This window comes from Thermomonospora sp. CIF 1 (assembly GCF_001896795.1).
Taxonomy (GTDB): Bacteria; Actinomycetota; Actinomycetes; order Streptosporangiales; family Streptosporangiaceae; genus Thermomonospora; species Thermomonospora curvata.
In genome coordinates this window covers 352,964-368,371 of the sequence record NZ_MOYN02000023.1, presented here as the reverse complement: position 1 = coordinate 368,371, position 15,408 = coordinate 352,964, and the positions used below count along the sequence as shown (strand labels likewise).

At 71.2% G+C, this 15,408-nt stretch carries 10 protein-coding genes; 7 read left to right on the top strand and 3 right to left on the bottom strand.

Features of this window, described 5'->3' with window-relative positions; translation table 11 throughout:
* Nucleotides 1-9 precede the first annotated feature (9 nt).
* Entirely contained in the window at nt 10-1,218 is a 1,209-nt protein-coding gene (locus BUE48_RS20020) for an acyl-CoA dehydrogenase family protein (protein ID WP_012854333.1), read from the bottom strand.
* Nucleotides 1,219-1,235: 17 nt separating this feature from the next.
* On the opposite strand from BUE48_RS20020, the gene BUE48_RS20015 reads away from it, so the two are divergent.
* Together BUE48_RS20015 and BUE48_RS20010 are read left to right on the top strand one after the other, a co-directional pair.
* Complete coding sequence (locus BUE48_RS20015; RefSeq protein WP_012854332.1) at nt 1,236-1,934, top strand: HAD family hydrolase; 699 nt, start codon at nt 1,236-1,238, stop codon at nt 1,932-1,934.
* Nucleotides 1,935-1,938: 4 nt separating this feature from the next.
* Nucleotides 1,939-2,427 carry a DUF6912 family protein gene (locus tag BUE48_RS20010; protein ID WP_286990727.1) on the top strand — a complete coding sequence of 163 codons (489 nt, stop codon included), beginning with the start codon at nt 1,939-1,941 and terminating at the stop codon, nt 2,425-2,427.
* A gap of 10 nt (nt 2,428-2,437) precedes the next feature.
* Here the strand turns inward: BUE48_RS20010 and BUE48_RS20005 are convergent, their stop codons facing one another.
* On the bottom strand, nt 2,438-2,569 hold the full coding sequence (locus BUE48_RS20005; RefSeq protein WP_012854330.1) for a hypothetical protein: 132 nt from the start codon (nt 2,567-2,569) through the stop codon (nt 2,438-2,440).
* A gap of 146 nt (nt 2,570-2,715) precedes the next feature.
* Between BUE48_RS20005 and pruA the strand changes: the two genes are divergently transcribed.
* From pruA to BUE48_RS19990, 3 genes are all read left to right on the top strand, one after another.
* Nucleotides 2,716-4,344 (top strand): L-glutamate gamma-semialdehyde dehydrogenase, encoded by a 1,629-nt coding sequence (gene pruA, locus BUE48_RS20000; protein WP_012854329.1) that lies wholly within the window; start codon nt 2,716-2,718, stop codon nt 4,342-4,344.
* Nucleotides 4,345-4,476: 132 nt separating this feature from the next.
* Complete coding sequence (locus BUE48_RS19995; RefSeq protein ID WP_012854328.1) at nt 4,477-5,226, top strand: HAD family hydrolase; 750 nt, start codon at nt 4,477-4,479, stop codon at nt 5,224-5,226.
* 164 nt (nt 5,227-5,390) lie between these two features.
* Nucleotides 5,391-7,394, top strand: coding sequence for an acetoacetate--CoA ligase (locus BUE48_RS19990; RefSeq protein WP_286990726.1), 2,004 nt, complete (start codon nt 5,391-5,393; stop codon nt 7,392-7,394).
* Between the two features lie 168 nt (nt 7,395-7,562).
* Here BUE48_RS19990 and BUE48_RS19985 read toward each other — a convergent pair whose 3' ends face one another.
* Entirely contained in the window at nt 7,563-8,030 is a 468-nt protein-coding gene (locus BUE48_RS19985) for a C40 family peptidase (RefSeq protein ID WP_286990725.1), read from the bottom strand.
* A gap of 454 nt (nt 8,031-8,484) precedes the next feature.
* Between BUE48_RS19985 and BUE48_RS19980 the strand changes: the two genes are divergently transcribed.
* Complete coding sequence (locus tag BUE48_RS19980; RefSeq protein WP_012854325.1) at nt 8,485-10,071, top strand: serine/threonine-protein kinase; 1,587 nt, start codon at nt 8,485-8,487, stop codon at nt 10,069-10,071.
* A 480-nt stretch (nt 10,072-10,551) separates the two neighbouring features.
* The gene (locus BUE48_RS19975) at nt 10,552-15,396 is read left to right on the top strand and encodes an NAD-glutamate dehydrogenase (RefSeq protein ID WP_286990724.1); all 4,845 of its coding nucleotides are present in this window, start codon (nt 10,552-10,554) and stop codon (nt 15,394-15,396) included.
* Nucleotides 15,397-15,408 lie beyond the last annotated feature (12 nt).

Below are 15,408 nucleotides of genomic sequence, written 5' to 3'. Positions count from 1 at the left end.
GGGGCCGCTTCAGCTCCGGTAGGGCTTGAGCTCCTGACGGGCGACGGTGCGGATGTGCACCTCGTCCGGGCCGTCGAAGATCCGCATGGCGCGGGCCCAGGCGTACATGCCGGCCAGCGGGGTGTCGCCGCTGACGCCGGCGCCGCCGTGCACCTGGATGGCGCGGTCGATGACCTCGCAGGCCACCCGCGGCGCCACCACCTTGATCGCGGCGATCTCGGTGCGGGCGCCCTTGGAGCCGTACTTGTCGATCATCCAGGCGGCCTTGAGGGTCAGCAGCCGGGCCTGCTCGATCGCCATCCGGGACTCGGCGATCTGCTGCTGCACCACGCCCTGCTCGGCCAGCGTCTTGCCGAAGGCCACCCGGGAGACGGCCCGCTGGCACATCAGCTCCAGGGCGCGCTCGGCCATCCCCAGGGCGCGCATGCAGTGGTGGATGCGGCCGGGACCCAGCCGGGCCTGGGCGATCATGAACCCGTCGCCCTCGTTGGCCAGCAGGTTGCTCACCGGCACCCGCACGTTCTCGAACACCACCTCCGGGTGGCCGTGCTGGTCCCGGTAGCCGAAGATCGTCAGGTCCCGCACCACCCGGACGCCCGGGGTGTCGCGCGGCACCAGCACCATCGACTGCTGGCGGTGCACCGGGCCGTCCGGGTCGGTCTTGCCCATCACGATGAAGATCTTGCAGCGGTCGTCGGCGGAGCCGCTGATGAACCACTTGCGGCCGTTGATGACGTACTCGTCGCCGTCCCGGACGATGGAGGTGGTGATGTTGGTGGCGTCGGAGGAGGCCACGTCCGGCTCGGTCATCGCGAACGCGCTGCGGATCTGGCCCTCCAGCAGGGGACGCAGCCAGCGCTCCTTCTGCTCCTCGGTGCCGAACATGTGCAGCACCTCCATGTTCCCGGTGTCGGGGGCGGCGCAGTTGACCGCCTCCGGCGCCAGGTGGAAGGAGCGTCCGGTGATCTCGGCGAGGGTGGCGTAGTCGACGTTCGACAGCCCCGAGATGTCGGGCAGGAACAGGTTCCACAGCCCGCGCTTGCGGGCCTCGGCCTTGAGCTCCTCGATGATCGGGGGGCAGGCGTTGGGCTTGCCCGCCGCGGTCAGCTCCGCGCGCTGGGCCTCATAGACGGACTCTGCAGGATAGACGTGCTCGTCCATGAATTCCTGCAGCTTCTCGGCGTACTCCCGGGCCTTGGGGCTGAGTTCGAAGTCCATGCCCCCAGTCTCGCAGAATGAGATTCGGGTCCTGTGCCGGGGCATCCCCTACCATTCGGGACGTGGACGTCAAGGCTGTGATCACCGACTGGGGCGGGGTGCTGACCTCTCCGCTCAACGACGCCATCAGGCAGTGGATGGCCGCCGACCGCATCGACGCCCGGCGCTACAAGGACGTCATGCGCTCGTGGGTCATGCAGGCCTACGACCCGGCGGCCGGCACCGCCAACCCCATCCACGGGCTGGAGGACGGCACGCTGGACCCGGCGGAGTTCGAGCGGCTGCTGGCCGCCGAGCTGCGCACGGTGGACGGCGGGCCGGTGGAGAGCGAGGGCCTGCTGCGTCGGATGTTCGCCGCCTTCCACCCGGTGGAGCCGATGTACGAGGCGCTGCGCGCCGCCCGCGCCGCCGGGGCCCGCATCGGGCTGCTGTCCAACTCCTGGGGCAACGACTACCCCCGCCAGATGTGGGGCGAGCTGTTCGACGCGGTCGTCATCTCCTGCGAGGTGGGGATGCGCAAGCCGGACGAGCGGATCTTCCGGCACACCCTGGAGCTGATGGGCCTGCAGCCGCACGAGTGCGCCTTCATCGACGACATCGAGCACAACGTGCGGGCCGCCGAGGCGATCGGGATGATCGGCCTGCACCACACCGATGTGGCCGTCACCATCGAACGCCTGGGAGAACTGTTGGGAGTGCCTCTGGCAGACTGCTGACGTCATGCGCGTCTACCTGCCGTCCACGCTTGTGAAGCTGGCCGACGTCCTGGCGGCCGGCCAGGTCGGCCCCGCCCCGCTGACCGGTTATGCGGTGACCCCCGCGCTGCGCGAGTGGTACGCCGAGGGCGACACCGAGGAACTGGAGTACGCGGCGATGACGGCCGCCGCCCGCGCCTCGCTGCGGCTGCTGGCCGCCGACCCGGCGGCGCCGCCGCGGCGCGTGGTGCTGGCCGCCGAGGTCCCCGAGCGCATCGTCCAGTGGCGCCCGGGCGAGCAGGAGCGGGCGCTGGTGCAGGTGACCGCGCCGGTGCGGATGCGCCAGATCGCCGCCGGGCACGTCGATGACGAGGCCGCCGCGGACGACATCCTGGCCGCGGTGAAGGCGCTGCCGGCGGCCGACGCCGGCGACGCCGACGCCCAGTTCACCGTCGACGGCGCCGAGGGCCACGAACTGCTGTGGTACGCCACCCAGGAACTGGGCGACCTGTGAGCCCCCGCCGTCAGCTCTTTGCGGCGCCGCCGGAGGCGGCGCGCCGGTTCTCCTTTTGACGCAGGCGCTTGGCCTGCTTGCCGGTCAGCTTCTTGCGGCCGGTCTGGCGCAGATAGATCGCGGTGCGGGTCTTGCCGTCCATTGCCCGATGGTCGCTCCCTTCGCGCGGCTCGTCCAGACCTTGGGACGGATCGCGGTCCCCGGCGGGAGCGTCGCGGGCGCGCGATCCGGGTAGGTCTCCTGACGGGTGCCTTCGACGACGATGTCGGACTTTTGGGGAGCAGGCCCATGGACGCGGTCACCAACGTGCCGGTACCGGCCAACGAGCCGGTCAAAAGCTATGCCCCCGGCAGCCCCGAGCGGGCCGCGCTGGAGGACCGGATCAAGGAACTGGGCGCCGAGCAGCACGAGCTGACCATGACGATCGGCGGCGAGCGCCGGCTGGGCGGCGGGGAGCCCATCGAGGTGGTCGAGCCGCACCGGCACGGCCACGTGCTGGGGCGCCTCGGCAACGCCACCGACGCCGACGTGCGCGCCGCCATCGAGGCCGCCCGGCAGGCCGCCGGCGCCTGGCGGGCGCTGCCGTTCGAGGAACGCGCGGCGATCTTCCTGCGGGCCGCCGAGCTGCTGTCCGGCCCCTGGCGGGCCACCCTGAACGCCGCCACCATCCTCGGCCAGTCCAAAAGCCCCTACCAGGCGGAGATCGATTCGGCCTGCGAGCTGATCGACTTTTGGCGCTTCAACGTGCACTACGCCCGCCGGCTGCTGGCCGAGCAGCCCGAATCGGCGCCCGGCACCTGGAACCGGATGGAGTACCGGCCGCTGGAGGGGTTCGTGGTGGCGATCACCCCGTTCAACTTCACCTCCATCGCCGGCAACCTGCCCACCGCGCCCGCCCTGATGGGCAACGTGGTCATCTGGAAGCCCTCGCCCACCCAGCAGCTGGCCGCGCACTACACCATGCGGCTGCTGGAGGAGGCCGGGCTGCCGCCCGGAGTGATCAACATGGTCACCGGGGACGGGCAGGCGGTCTCCCGCGTGGCGCTGCCCCACCCCGAGCTGGCCGGCGTCCACTTCACCGGCAGCACCACCACCTTCCAGCACCTGTGGCGGACGGTGGGCGAGCACATCGCCGGCTACCGCGGCTACCCCCGGCTGGTCGGCGAGACCGGCGGCAAGGACTTCGTGGTCGCCCACCCCTCTGCCGACCCGGCCGTGCTGCGCACCGCGCTGATCCGCGGCGCCTTCGAATACCAGGGGCAGAAATGCTCGGCGGCCTCCCGCGCCTACCTGCCGCGCTCGCTGTGGCAGGCCGTGCGCGACGACTTCTGCGCCGAGGTCGAGTCGCTGACCATGGGCAACGTCGCCGAGGACCTGTCGCTGTTCATGGGCGCGGTGATCGACGAGCGGGCGTTCGCCAAGCACCGGGCGGCCCTCGAAAGGGCCCACGCCAGCGACTCCATCCGGGTGCTGGCCGGCGGGCGGGCCGACGACTCCGAGGGCTACTTCGTGCGCCCCACGGTGCTGGAGGCCGACGACCCCACTGACGAGGTCTTCACCAAGGAGTACTTCGGCCCCATCCTCAGCGTCTACGTCTACGACGACGGCGACTACGACGCCATGCTGCGGCAGATGGAGAGCATCGCCCCCTACGGGCTGACCGGCTCGATCATCGCGCGGGACCGGCAGGCCATCGCCGCCGCCACCGAACGCCTGCGCTTTGCGGCCGGCAACTTCTACATCAACGACAAGCCCACCGGGGCGATCGTGGGACAGCAGCCGTTCGGCGGGGCCCGCGCCAGCGGCACCAACGACAAGGCCGGCTCGATCTTCAACCTGATCCGCTGGACCAACGTCCGCACGATCAAGGAGACGTTCGTGCCGCCCACCGATCACCGCTACCCGCACATGGGCTGAGCGAACGAGCACGGGCGATATCGGGAGCGGGGCTGTCCAGGCACGACCCCTGACCGTAGGCTATGGGCGAACGCCGCTACCGTGCCGGGACGAGCGCTCCCGGGCGTCGGCATTAGCACAGTGGGAAACGGGATGTCGACGACCTATCGTCTGGTGCTGTGGAACATCGACCACACGCTGGTCGATGTCGGGAGGGTCACCCGGGACGCCTACGCCGAGGCCTTTCAACGGACCACGGGGCGCCCCCTGGAACAACTGGCGCCGACCGCCGGGCGCACCGAGTCGGAGATCATCTTCGAGACGCTGGCGTTCAACGACGTCGAGGTGACCGACGAGCATCTGCCGGCGTTCATGTCCGCGCTGGCTCAGGCGTTCGCGGCCCGGCGCGGCCGGCTGCGCGCCGAGGGACGGCTGCTGCCGGGCGCCAAGGAGGCGGTGGCGGCCCTGGCCCGGCGGCCAGGCACCGTGCAGTCGGTGCTGACCGGCTGCATCCGCCCCAACGCGGTGATCAAGCTCGCCGAGTTCGGCCTGGACTCCCATATCGACCCCGAGGTCGGCGGCTATGAGGACGGCGTCTACAGCAAGGCCGCACTGCTGGAGCTGGCCCGGCGCAAGGCCTCCCAAAAGTACGGCGTCGCCTTCGACGAGTCCGCCGCCTGGCAGGAGGGGACCGCCAAGGGACCCACCGTCTACATCGCCGACTCCGCCCGCGACGTGCAGGCCGCCAAGATCGCCCGCGCCCAGGTGCTGGCGGTCGCCACCGGCAGCGCCACCGAGACCGAGCTGCGCGCCGCCGGCGCCGACATCGTGCTGCCCACCCTGGCCGACACCGACACGGTCCTGCGCGCCGTCGATCACCTGACCGCCCCGGCCCGTTCCTGACCGGCGCCTGGCGGGGTCGTCTCGGCCGCCCGCCGCGCCCGCGTCGTTGAGCCCGCGTCCGTCTTGGGTGGACCATCGACGCCGGGACGCTTGCGTCCCGGGAGAGGCCGGGAAGGAAGCGACCGAGCACCGGCGGGCGTATGGTCCACTCGGAGGTGGGAGCTATGGCAGGCAATGAGGCCGCCAGTGTGCAGGAGGGCCGGCAGGACGCGGCGCAGGGCCGGGTGCTGTGGGAACCGCCGGCGGAGGTGATCGAGCGCGCGCAGCTGACCCGGTACCGGCGGTGGCTGGCCGAACGCGGTCTCGGCCCCGGCGCGCAGGCCTCCTACCAGGAGCTGTGGCGCTGGTCGGTGACCGAGATCGACGCCTTCTGGGACTCGCTGTGGTCCTACTTCGACGTGGTCGGCACCCGCGGGGACGGCCCGGTGCGCCGGGGCGGGCCGATGCCGGTGGACGGGCTGCGCTGGTTCCCCGGCGCCACCGTCAACTACGCGGCCAACGCGCTGCGCGGGGCCGCGGAACGCCCCGAGGAGGTGGCGGTCGTCTTCCGCTCGGAGGCCGGCGGGCACCGCGTCCTGACCCGGGGCGAGCTGGCGCATCAGGTGGCGCGGGTGCGGGCCGGGCTGGCCGGGCTGGGGGTCGGCAAGGGCGACCGGGTGGCGGCCTACCTGCCCAACATCCCCGAGGCGCTGATCTGCTTCCTGGCCACCGCCTCGCTGGGGGCGATCTGGTCCTCCTGCTCGCCGGACTTCGGCTCCGCCAGCGTGATCGACCGGTTCGCCCAGATCGAGCCCAAGGTGCTGATCGCCGTCGACGGCTACGTCTACGGCGGCAGGCGCTTCGACCGCCGGGCGGTGGTCGCCGAGATCGAGGCCGCGCTGCCGTCGCTGAGCGCCACCGTGCTGATCCCCTACCTGGACCCGGCCGCCTCCCCGGACGGGCTGCTGCGCAACGGCGTCGCCTACGCCGACCTGCCCCGCCCCGGCCACGACCTGGCCTTCGAAGAGGTGCCGTTCGACCACCCGCTGTGGGTGGTGTACTCGTCCGGGACGACCGGGCTGCCCAAGCCGATCGTGCACGGGCACGGCGGCATCGTGCTGGAGCACCTCAAGGCGCTGTCGTTCCACCAGGACCTGGGGCCGGGGGATGTGTTCTGCTGGTACACCACCACCGGCTGGATGATGTGGAACTACCTGATCGGCGGGCTGCTGGTGGGAGCCACCGTCGTGCTGTACGACGGCGCGCCGAAGGGGGATGAGCTGTGGCGGCTGAGCGCCGAGCTCGGCGTCACCTACCTGGGCGTCGGCGCCCCCTACATCATGGCCTCCCGCAAGGCGGGCCTGCGGCCGGGCGCCGAGTACGACCTGTCGCGGCTGCGCGGCATCGGCTCCACGGGCTCGCCGCTGCCGCCGGAGGGGTTCGAGTGGGTCTATGCGGCGGTCGGCTCGGACCTGCTGCTGGGGTCGTTCTCCGGCGGCACCGACGTGTGCACCGGGTTCGTCGGGCCGTGCCCGCTGCTGCCGCTGCGGGCCGGGGTGATCCAGTGCCGGGGGCTGGGCGCCAAGGTCGAGGCCTACGACGAGGACGGCAAACCGGTCGTCGACCAGGTCGGCGAGCTGGTGCTGACCGAGCCGATGCCGTCCATGCCGGTGTTCTTCTGGAACGACCCCGACGGCGCGCGCTACCGCGGCTCCTATTTCGAAGGCTTCGCCGGGGCCTGGCGGCACGGCGACTGGGTCAAGATCCTGCCCGACGGGGGCTGTGTGATCTACGGCCGCTCCGACTCCACCCTCAACCGGGGCGGGGTGCGGATGGGCACCTCCGACTTCTACCGGGTGGTGGAGGCGTTCGACGAGGTCGTCGACAGCCTGGTCATCGACACCGGCCGGCTCGGCCAAGAAGGCCGCCTGCTGCTGTACGTCCAGCTCGCCGAGGGCGTCGCCCTGGACGAGGAGCTGGCCGGCCGGATCCGGCAGGCCCTGCGCACGGCGCTGTCGCCCCGCCATGTGCCCGACGAGATCCGGCAGGTCCCCGGGGTGCCCCGCACCCTGTCGGGCAAGAAGCTGGAGATCCCGGTCCGCAAGATCCTGCTCGGCACGCCCGTGGAGAAGGCCGCCAATCCCGGCTCGATGGCCAACCCCGAGGTGCTGGAGCACTACCGGCCGTGAAGTTCCATGCATGAACGGCGGTGCCCCGGGCATATGCCCTATGCCCGGGGCACCGAACAGACCGGCGGGCCGGACGCGGCGGGCCTGCCCATGCATCACCGGGTCGCAGCGGTGATGCGGGGAGCCGCGCCGAAAATTGCGTGCGGCCGGTTCGGTCGATGAGCGGTATCAGTGCTTGGGAACCTTGGGCAGCCGGGGCCAGGCCGGGCGTACCGCGCCCACGTAGCTGCGCGCGTAGTACCCCCGCAGCCGTTCGACGGTGATCGTCCGGCCGGTCCTCGGCGCGTGGATGAAACGGCCCCGCCCGATGTACATGCCGACGTGCCGCAGCCCGTTGAACAGCACCAGATCTCCGGGCCGCAGCCGGTCGCGCGGGACCTTGGTGCGGATGCCGTGGTACTGCGCCTGCGACACCCGCGGGATGGACACCCCCGCCCGGCGCCAGGCCTGCTGGACGAGCCCGGAGCAGTCGTAGCTGTGCGGGCCCGTGGCGCCCCACTGGTAGGGCTTGCCGCGCTGCTTGAGCGCAAAGCGCACCGCCCGGTCGGCGCGCCTTTGCCACTGCTCGATCAGCTTGGCCCGCCGGTAGCGCACCATGCGCCGCCGCAGGGCCGTCTGCAGCGCCTGCTCGCGCATCACAGCGGCGTTCTGCCGGACGTACAGGTCGTGCCGTAGCGACAGGCCCGCCGGTGCACCCTGCTTCCCCTCAGGGCGACCGTGCTGTGGCTGCTGCGCCGCGACGTGACCGGTATGCCCTCTGGCGGTCTTATCGGGTCGCGGCACCGCGGCGTGGCCGGATACTCGGGCCTGACCGACACTGGGCACCAGTGCCAGGGCCACGGTGGCCGCACCGCAGAGCGCCTTTAAAGGAATTGACATTTGTGTCGTACCCCCTCTCGAAGAACGCCACAGCAACCACTACCCGTAGCCACTTAATTACATTCCGTCTTTTCTCAATCACTGCCGTCCTCTCTAGTCCTTATGAAGGGCGAACCCGAAAGCGCTCCTCGGCATCACAGACGTTGTGGGACCGACCGGATGAATCACCGGACCGAACGGCCCGTCAGCACTTGGAGGGGGAGGATCGGTCATGGCGACCTCGATCCCGAAGCCGGCGGCGACTCCGCTGCGCACGGGCGATCCGCGCCGGTTGGGCGGGTATGAACTGATCGGCAGGCTGGGGTCCGGCGGTCAGGGCGCCGTTTATCTCGGCACCGCACCGGACGGCCGTCATGTCGCGGTCAAATTGCTGCACCCGGAATTGGTGGAAGACGCCGCCGCGCGCGAGCGGTTCGTCCGGGAGGCCCGGGCGGCCATGCGGGTCGCCCGGTTCTGCACCGCCCAGGTGCTGGACGTCGACGTCGAGGGCGATCAGCCCTACATCGTCAGCGAGTACGTCACGGGCTCGTCGCTGCAGCGCCTGGTGACCGAGCGGGGGCCGATCACCGGTTCGGCGCTGGAGCGGCTGGCCATCGGCACCATCACCGCGCTGGTGGCCATCCACCAGGCCGGGATCGTGCACCGCGACTTCAAGCCCGGGAACGTGCTGATCGCCGAGGACGGCCCGCGTGTGATCGACTTCGGCGTCGCCAAGGACCTGTCGGCCGCCACCACCAGCAGCCGCATCGTCGGCACCCCCGCCTACATGGCGCCCGAGCAGCTGTCGGGCGGGACCATCACGCCGGCCGTGGACATCTTCGCCTGGGGCGCCACGATCGCCTATGTGGCGACCGGCCAGGCCCCTTTCGGGATGGACACCATCCCCAGCGTGGTCAACCGGATCGTCAACGCCGAACCGGACCTGGGCGACCTGCCGGAGCCCATGCGCTCCCTGGTCGCCGAGTGCCTGGCCAAGGACCCGGCCCGGCGGCCGACCGCCCGGCAGATCCTGCTGCGGCTGCTCGGCCAGGAGCAGCAGACCCCTGCGCCCGCCGCGGCGTCCCCGGCGGGCGCGCCGGACCCGGCCGCCGCCCCGTTCGAGGAGGGGACGCTCGCCCAGGCCGCCACCCTCGCCGCCGGAGCGCTCGGGGGCGTGGCCGCGGTGCCGGCCGGCCAGACCCCGGGGGAGGCGGATGTCTCCCCGGAGGCGTTCACGGACCCGGGCTCAGGGGGCGGGCATGCGGCGTCTTTCGACCCGGACGCCCAGGCCACTCTGCCCGCGGAGGCCGCCTTCAACGCGAGCCCGCACCCGGACCGGCGGCCCGCCCTGAACCGGCGGGCGCTCCTGGCCGGAGCCGGGGCGCTGGCGGCGGCCGTGGCGATCGCGGCACTGGCGGCCTCGGCGCTCAACGACCGCCACTACATCGCGCCCACTTCCGGGAACTCCAGCCAGTCGGCCACCTCCACCCCCGCCCGGGCCCCCGGCGGCGTGCCGGAGAACAGCGGGTGGACCCAGCCGACCGGGACGCAATCCAGTGGCGTGACTCCCACCCCCACCCCGACCGGCCACACTCCCAGCGCCACGCCCAGTGCCGCGCCGACGAGCGGCGATCCGCACAACCCGCCGCCGTACACGCCGCCGCCCACCCATCCCACCACGCCGCCCACGCACCACACCCCCGAGCCGTCCGACCCTCCGGCGGACCCTCCGACGCACGCCCCGGAACCGGAGGAGCCGGACCCCGAGCCGAGCCGGGGAGGGGAGGACTCCGGCGGGACGGCCGATGACGGTCACTGAACCTCGCCGCCCGCGCCCCGGCGACCGGCGTCCGTGCGGATGCCGGTCGCCGGGGCGGGGAACGATCCCCGCCGATCGGTGAACAGGCACCAAAAAGGGTGTACTGAACTTTTTGGCGCGCCATTTCCGCAGACCGCCTGCAGGGGGCGGTGTGACCTGGGGCGATCCGAATCCGGGCGCGGCGCTCCCCGGACCTGAGACCGGTCTTTGAAATGAAGCCCGGGAGCCGCGGCATGGGGCGGTGGTTTCTCCTGCGACGACAGCGCTGCGAGAATCTCTATTTTCGGCACCATCCGGCCCCGTCTCGGCGCCATCGCCGCTGATTTCCGAAAAAGACAGGAACGTGTCCCGGTGCGAAGTGCGCTCTTGTCGTCGCAGGGTATCCCGATCTTCGTCCAGCGAAAGGGGCGTTGGATGACTAGGCTGGCGCCCATGAGCGGCGTCACAAAGAGGTGACGCAAAGTTCTAGGGGAGTGTTACATGGGCGGCGAGCTCGATCCGGCCAAGGACGAACTGCTTCGAACGGTTGTGGAGGCCTGCGCGCAAGCCCCCGGTGACCGTCCGGGCGACCACCGGGAAACGGTCGCCTACCTGCGGCTGTACTACCGGCACGTACCTCACGAGGACCTGGCCGAACGCGACCCGGCCGACATCTACGGCCCGGCCCTGGCGCACTGGCGGCTCGGCCGGGTGCGGCCCCAGGGCCGCGCCAACGTGCGGGTGTTCAACCCCAGCCGCGAGGAGGACGGCTGGGATCCCGGGCGCACCGTCGTCCAGGTGGTCACCGACGACATGCCCTACCTGGTCGACTCGGTGACGATGGAGCTGCTCCGCCACGACCTGACCACCCAGATGGTGGTGCACCCGCTGCTGGGCGTGGACCGCGACGTGGCCGGTCGCCTGCACGCCTTCCGCGCCAAGAAGGCCAGCCCGCACGACCTCGACGAGTCGTGGATCCACATCGAGGTGGACCGCATCACCGACCCCGGCCTGCTCAAGCAGGTCGAAGAGGACCTGCAGCGGGTGCTGCGGGACGTGCGGGTGGCCTACGAGGACGAGCCCAAGATGCGCGCGCTGGCCAAGGCCATCGCCCGGGAGATCTCCCAGAACCCCCCGCCGCTGCCGGACAAGGAACTGGCCGAGGGCGTCGAGCTGCTGGACTGGCTGGCCGGCGGCCACTTCATCTTCCTGGGCTACCGCGACTACGACCTGAGCGAGGACGGCTCCGTCCTCACCCCGGTGACCGGCACCGGGCTGGGCATCCTGCGCCACGACAAGTCCCACTCCGGCGGCTTCGCGGCGCTGCCGCCGCCGGTGCGGGCCAAGGCCCGGGAGAAGAAGCTGCTGGTGCTCACCAAGGCCAACTCCCGCTCCACCGTGCACCGCCCGCACTACCTGGACTACATCGGCGTCAAGAAGTTCGACGCCAACGGCGAGGTGGTCGGGGAGCGGCGCTTTCTGGGCCTGTTCACCTATGTCGCCTACAGCGAGTCCATCGCGCACATCCCCGTCCTCAAACGCAAGCTGGACGAGGTGATCGACCGGGCCGGCTTCACCCCCGACAGCCACGACGGCCAGGACCTGGCCGAGATCCTGGAGACCTACCCGCGCGATGAGCTGTTCCAGATGTCGGTGGAGGAACTGCTGCCGATCGCGCTGGGCGTGCTGCGGCTGCGCGACCGCAAACAGCTCAAGCTGTTCCTGCGCAAGGACGTCTACGGCCGCTACATGTCCTGCCTGATCTACCTGCCGCGCGACCGCTACACCACCCAGATCCGGCTGCGCATGCAGGAGATCCTGCGGCGGGCCTTCAACGGCGTGGCCGTCGACTACAGCGCCATGGTCTCCGAGTCCACCCTGGCCCGGCTGCACATCGTGGTCCGCGGGGAACGCGGCGAGCCGCTGCCGGAGGCCGACCCGGCCGAGCTGGAGGCCCGGCTGGCCGCCGCCACCCGCTCGTGGGCCGACGACCTGGCCGACGCCATCGCCCAGCAGTGCGAAGGGGAGCAGGCCGGCCGCCTGGCCAAGCTGTTCGGCGACGCCTTCCCCGAGGGCTACAAGGCCGACTTCCCCGCCCACACCGCCGTCGCCGACCTGCGGCGGCTGGACGCGCTGCGCGAGGACGGCGAGATCAGCATCGACCTGTACAAGCCGCGCCGCTCGGTGACCGGGGAACGCCGGCTGAAGATCTACCGGCTGGGTCCGCCGATCTCCCTGTCGCACATCCTGCCGCTGCTGCACAACATGGGCGTGGAGGTGGTGGACGAACGTCCCTATGAGATCGTCACCTCCGAGCTGCGCCGCTACTGGATCTACGACCTGGGGCTGCGCTACCAGCCGGTCAGCGCGGTGCCCGAAGACCAGGTCAAGGAGCTGTTCGAAGACGCCTTCCGGGCGCTGTGGCGCGGCGACATCGAAAACGACGGGTTCAACGCGCTGGTGCTGCACGTCGGCCTGACCTGGAAGCAGGCCATGGTGCTGCGGGCCTACGCCATGTACCTGCGGCAGACCGGCATCAACTTCAGCAAGCGGCACATCGAGCAGGTGCTGCTGCGCAACGCCGCCATCACCCGGCTGCTGGTGCGGCTGTGGGAGTCGCGCCTGGACCCGGCGCTGATCGACGGCGAGGCCGAGCGCAGCACCGCCATCGCCGAGGAGATCACCGGCGCCCTGGAAGAGGTGGAGAGCCTGGATGAGGACCGCATCCTGCGCTCCTACCTGGCGCTGATCAACGCCACGCTGCGCACCAACCACTTCCAGGACAAGCCCTACCTGTCGCTGAAGTTCGACCCCCGCAGCATCCCCAACCTGCCCGAACCCCGCCCCAAGTTCGAGATCTTCGTCTACTCGCCGCGCACCGAGGGCGTGCACCTGCGGTTCGGGTCGGTGGCCCGGGGCGGGCTGCGCTGGTCGGACCGGCCCGAGGACTTCCGCACCGAGATCCTCGGCCTGGTCAAGGCCCAGGCGGTCAAGAACACCGTGATCGTGCCCGCCGGGGCCAAGGGCGGCTTCGTCGGCAAGCGGCTACCGGACCCGGCCGCCGGGCGCGACGCCTACCTGGCCGCCGGGGTGGCCTGCTACAAGGAGTTCATCAGCGGCCTGCTGGACATCACCGACAACCTGGTCGACGGCGCCGTGGTGCCGCCGCCCAAGGTCGTCCGGCACGACGGCGACGACCCCTACCTGGTGGTGGCCGCCGACAAGGGCACCGCCACCTTCTCCGACATCGCCAACGAGGTCGCCGCCTCCTACGGTTTCTGGCTGGGCGACGCCTTCGCCTCCGGCGGCTCGGTGGGCTATGACCACAAGGCCATGGGCATCACCGCCCGCGGCGCCTGGGAGTCGGTCAAATACCACTTCCGCACCCTCGGCAAGGACATCCAGCGCGAGGACTTCACCGTCGTGGGCATCGGCGACATGTCCGGCGACGTGTTCGGCAACGGGATGCTGCTGTCGCGGCACATCAAGCTGGTGGCCGCCTTCGACCACCGGCACATCTTCATCGACCCCGACCCCGACCCCGAGCGCTCTTACGCCGAACGCAAGCGGCTGTTCGAGATGCCGCGCAGTTCCTGGGCCGACTACGACCCGGCGCTGATCTCGCCCGGCGGCGGGGTGTTCCCCCGCACCGCCAAGTCGGTCCGCATCACCCCGCAGATGCGCCGCGCGCTGGGGATCGGCGACGAGGTGACGGCGATGACCCCGTTCGAGCTGATCCACGCGGTCTTGTGCGCCCCGGTGGACCTGCTGTGGAACGGCGGCATCGGCACCTACGTCAAGGCCACCTCCGAAAGCCACGCCGACGTGGGCGACAAGGCCAACGACGCGGTGCGCGCCAACGCCGCCGAACTGCGCTGCAAGGTGGTCGGCGAGGGCGGCAACCTGGGCTTCACCCAGCTGGCCCGCATCGAGTACGCGCTGCGCGGCGGCCCCGACGGCAAGGGCGGGCTGATCAACACCGACTTCATCGACAACTCCGCCGGGGTGGACACCTCCGACCACGAGGTCAACATCAAGATCCTGCTCGACCAGGCGGTGCGCGACGGGGAGCTGACCCGCGAGCGGCGGGATGCGCTGCTGGACGAGATGACCGACGAGGTCGCCGAGCTGGTGCTGGCCGACAACTACGCCCAGAACGTGGTGCTGGCCGCCGCCCGCCGCCAGGCCCCCTCCATGCTCCACGTCCACGGCCGCTACCTGCGCAAGCTGGAACGCGAGGGCAGGCTGGATAGGCGGCTGGAGTTCCTGCCCGACGACAAGACGCTGGCCGAGCGGCGGCAGGCCGGGCTGGGGCTGACCGGGCCGGAGTTCGCGGTGCTGCTGGCCTACACCAAGCTCACCCTGGACGCCGAGCTGCTGGCCTCCGACCTGCCCGACGACCCGTCCCTGCAGTCGTGGCTGGTGGACTACTTCCCGACCCCGCTGCGGGGGCGGCTGCGCCCCTACATGGACCGCCACCCGCTGCGCCGGGAGATCATCACCACCCGGGTGGTCAACGACCTGGTCAACAACAGCGGCACCACCTTCATCTTCCGGATCAACGAGGAGACCGGCGCCGCCGGCCCCGACATCGCCCGCGCCTACCTGGTGGCCCGCCAGGTGTTCGACATGCCCCGCTTCTGGCGCCGGGTGGAGGGGCTGTCCTACCAGGTGGAGGAGTCCACCCAGATCAAGATGCTGCTGGAGGCCCGCAAGCTCACCGAGCGCGGCACCCGCTGGCTGCTGCGCAACCGGCGCCCCCACTTCGGCATCAGCGACACCATCGACTTCTTCGCCGCCGGCGCCCGCGCCCTGACCGACCAGCTGCCCAAGCTGCTGGCCGGGCTGGACCTGGCCCGTTTCGAAGAGCGCCGCACCTGGTTCACCGAGCGGGGCGTGCCGGACGAGCTGGCCGAGCAGGTGGCGCTGATGGTGCCCGCCTACTCCACCTTCGACCTGGTGGAGATCGCCCGCGACACCGGCCGGGAGGTGACCGAGGTCGCCGAGGTCTACTTCGACCTGGCCGACCGGCTGCAGCTGGCCCGGCTGCGCGAGCGGATCATCGCGCTGCCGCGCGGCGACCGGTGGAAGACCATGGCCCGGGCGGCGCTGCGCGACGACCTGTACGCCGCGCACGCCGCGCTCACCCGGGACGTGCTGGCCTCCACCGAGCCCGGCCTGAGCCCGGAGGAGCGGCTGACCGGCTGGAGCGACAAGAACCACAGCGCGGTGGCGCGCGCCCAGCGCACGCTGGGCGAGATCTGGGAGAGCGACAGCTTCGACCTGGCCACCCTCACCGTGGCCCTGGGCGCCATCCGCACCCTGGTCACCGCCGTCACCCTGTGACCGGATGGGCGG